Annotated in this window: 2 protein-coding genes and 1 pseudogene; all 3 read left to right on the forward strand. The window is 74.8% G+C overall.

Annotation, left to right across the window (positions count from 1 at the left end):
- Window positions 1–594 (forward strand): annotated as a pseudogene (locus AWZ10_RS01080) (lanthionine synthetase C family protein); the annotation flags it as partial.
- An 85-nt stretch (window positions 595–679) separates the two neighbouring features.
- The gene (locus AWZ10_RS01085) at window positions 680–796 is read left to right on the forward strand and encodes a SapB/AmfS family lanthipeptide (RefSeq protein ID WP_005483995.1); all 117 of its coding nucleotides are present in this window, start codon (window positions 680–682) and stop codon (window positions 794–796) included.
- A 294-nt stretch (window positions 797–1,090) separates the two neighbouring features.
- Window positions 1,091–2,811 (forward strand): ABC transporter ATP-binding protein (locus AWZ10_RS01090; protein ID WP_060890209.1); only part of this gene is annotated, 1,721 nt, incomplete at its 3' end.

Below are 2,811 nucleotides of genomic sequence, written 5' to 3' on the forward strand. Positions count from 1 at the left end.
GCGGGCCTGCTGCGCGGCGCGAGCGGGCCCGCGCTGTTCCTGCTGCGCCGGTACGAGGCGACGGGCGACCCCGCGTTGCTCGACGCGGCGGGCGATGCGCTGCGGCAGGACCTGGAATGTCTGGTCGACCAGAGGAACGGCGGGCTGGCCGTCGACGAGGGATGGCGGACCATGCCGTACCTCGGCGACGGGAGCGCGGGCGTCGGCATGGTGCTCGACGACCACCTGGCCGCGATCGGCACCGCAGGGGACGAGTTCACGCGGATCCGTGCGGGCGTCCTGACCGCCGCGACCTACCGCTTCTACGCGCAGCCGGGGCTGTTCGACGGCCGGGCCGGGATGATCCTCCACCTCGCCCGGACAGGAGCCCCGCGCGAGGAGTTGACGGAACAGATCGCCGCGCTCGGCTGGCACGCGATGCCCTACCAGGGGCAACTGTCCTTCCCCGGCAACCACTTGATGCGGCTCTCCATGGATCTCGGTACCGGAACGGCGGGATGCCTGCTGGCACTCGGCGCGGCACACGCAGCCGCCGACGACGCCGCCACGCCACACCTTCCGTTCCTGCCGCCGCCACGACGGCGGCCCCGATGACGCGGTTCCGCCGCCCGGCGGAGTCGTGACGCAACACCCCCGTCCCCAAGGGCCCCTGAGCGGGCCACGATCGAAAGGAATCGACATGGCACTTCTCGACCTGCAGACGATGGAAGCCGACGAGACGACCGGCACCGGCGGCCCCAGCTCCCTGAGCGTGCTGTCCTGTGTGAGCGCGGCCAGCATCACGCTCTGCCTCTGATCCGAACAGGGCGTCCGGGGCATCCGGGGCGCCCGTCGGACCGGCACGGCGGCTGAGTCGCACCGACGGCTCCGGACGGCCCCTCCCCTGTCCGAGGAGGGGCCGTCCGGGGCTCGATCACCTCGTCGTCCGCTCATGCCCCGGTCGTTCGTCGACCGACTCACCGGTCGTTCGTCCGCTCAAGCACCGGTCATCGGTCCGCTCATGCCACCGGTCTTTCATGCGCTCACCCGCCGGCCATTCATCCACCGATCCCATCTGCCATTCATCCGGTCATCCCACGTCAGGACGGGTATGACGATCCTCTCCGAAGCCGGTGCCCCCGGCCCGGCAGCCGCGTCCGTGCCCCTGCTGCGCTCCATCGTCCGGCACTCCGGCCCCCGCTGCACGGCCCTGACACTGGTGTCCGTGGCCTCGACGGCGGCGAACCTGTCGCTGCCGGTCACGCTGGGGCGGGCTCTGGATCTGCTGCTGGCCGGCGACCCGGACGGCTCGCACTGGGTGCTGTGGTGCACGGGCCTGATCCTCGCCGTCGCCGCGCTGGACGCGGTCGAGACCGTAATCGCCGGAACCACGAACGCCCGAGCCACCGCCTGGCTGCGCCACCGCCTGGTCGGACACGTGCTGGCCGTGGGGCCACGGGCCGTCGGCCGGTTCGGGCCGGGCGACCTGGTGGCCCGGCTCGTCGGGAACGCGGCCCAGGCGGGAACGGCACCCGCCACCATCGCCGCGCTGCTCGCCGCGTTCGCCGGGCCGCTGGGCGCGGTGGTGGCCCTGGGGCTGATGGACCTGTGGCTCGTGGTGGTGTTCCTGGGCGGGGCCCCGCTGCTCGCCCTGGTGCTGCGCACGCTCGCCCGGGACTCCTCCGCGTGTGTGTCGCGCTACCAGCGGGCCCAGGGCCGTATCGCGGGCGGCCTGGCCGAGGCCGTCGCCGGGTACCGCACGATCGCCGCCGCCGGAACCGCCGACCGGACCGTCGCCCGCGTCCTGCGGCCGCTCCCCGAACTCTCCCGCGAGGGGCACCGCATGTGGCGCGTGCAGGGCCTGGCCGCCGCGCGCGCAGCCGCCGTGGCACCCCTCCTCCAACTCGCCGTCGTGGCCACCGCCGTTGTCCTCCTCACCCGACAGCGCCTGTCCGTGGGCGAGTTGCTCGCCGCGTCCCGCTACGCCGTACTGGCCGCGGGCATCGGCGTACTGGTCGGCCACCTTTCGGGCCTGATCCGCGCCCGGGCGGGGGCCGACCGGCTCGCCGAGCTACTGACCGAGCCCCCGACCACCTACGGCAAGCGGCTGTTCCCGCCCCCGGGGCAGGGGCGGCCGAAGGTGGACGCCCCTGACGCCCCCTCCGCGCGAGGGCGGCTGGAGCTGTGCTCCGTGACCGTCCGGCGGGGCGGGCGCGCCGTGCTGGACGGGGTCGATCTCGTCGTGCCGGGCGGGACCACGCTGGCCGTCGTGGGCCGCTCGGGGGCGGGCAAGTCGCTGCTCGCGGCCGTCGCCGGGCGGCTCACGGACCCGGACGAGGGAGAGGTACGGCTCGACGGGGTACCCCTGCCCGAACTGGACCGCGGGGAGCTGCGCCGAGCGATCGCCCACGCCTTCGAGCGCCCGGCCCTGCTCGGCGACTCCGTGGCGGACACCATCGCCTTCGGCCTCTCCCGTCCCTCGCCGGCCCGCATACGGGAGGCGGCCCGCGCCGCGCACGCCGACAGCTTCGTCCGTCGTCTCCCCGACGGTTACGCCACCCCCTGCGCCGACGCCCCGTTGTCGGGCGGGGAGGCCCAACGCCTCGGTCTCGCCCGGGCGTTCGCCCGCGAAAGCCGCCTTCTCGTCCTCGACGACGCCCTCTCCAGCCTCGACACCGTCACCGAGCGCCACATCGCCGACGCGCTCGTCGGCCGCCCCACCACCGGCGGCAGCCGCCTGGTCATCGCCCACCGCGCCGCCACGGCCGCCCGCGCGGACGCGGTGGCGTGGCTGGACGGGGGGAGAGTGCGGGCGGTGGGTCCGCACGCGCA

The organism is Streptomyces europaeiscabiei, from assembly GCF_001550375.1.
Taxonomy (GTDB): domain Bacteria; phylum Actinomycetota; class Actinomycetes; order Streptomycetales; family Streptomycetaceae; genus Streptomyces; species Streptomyces europaeiscabiei.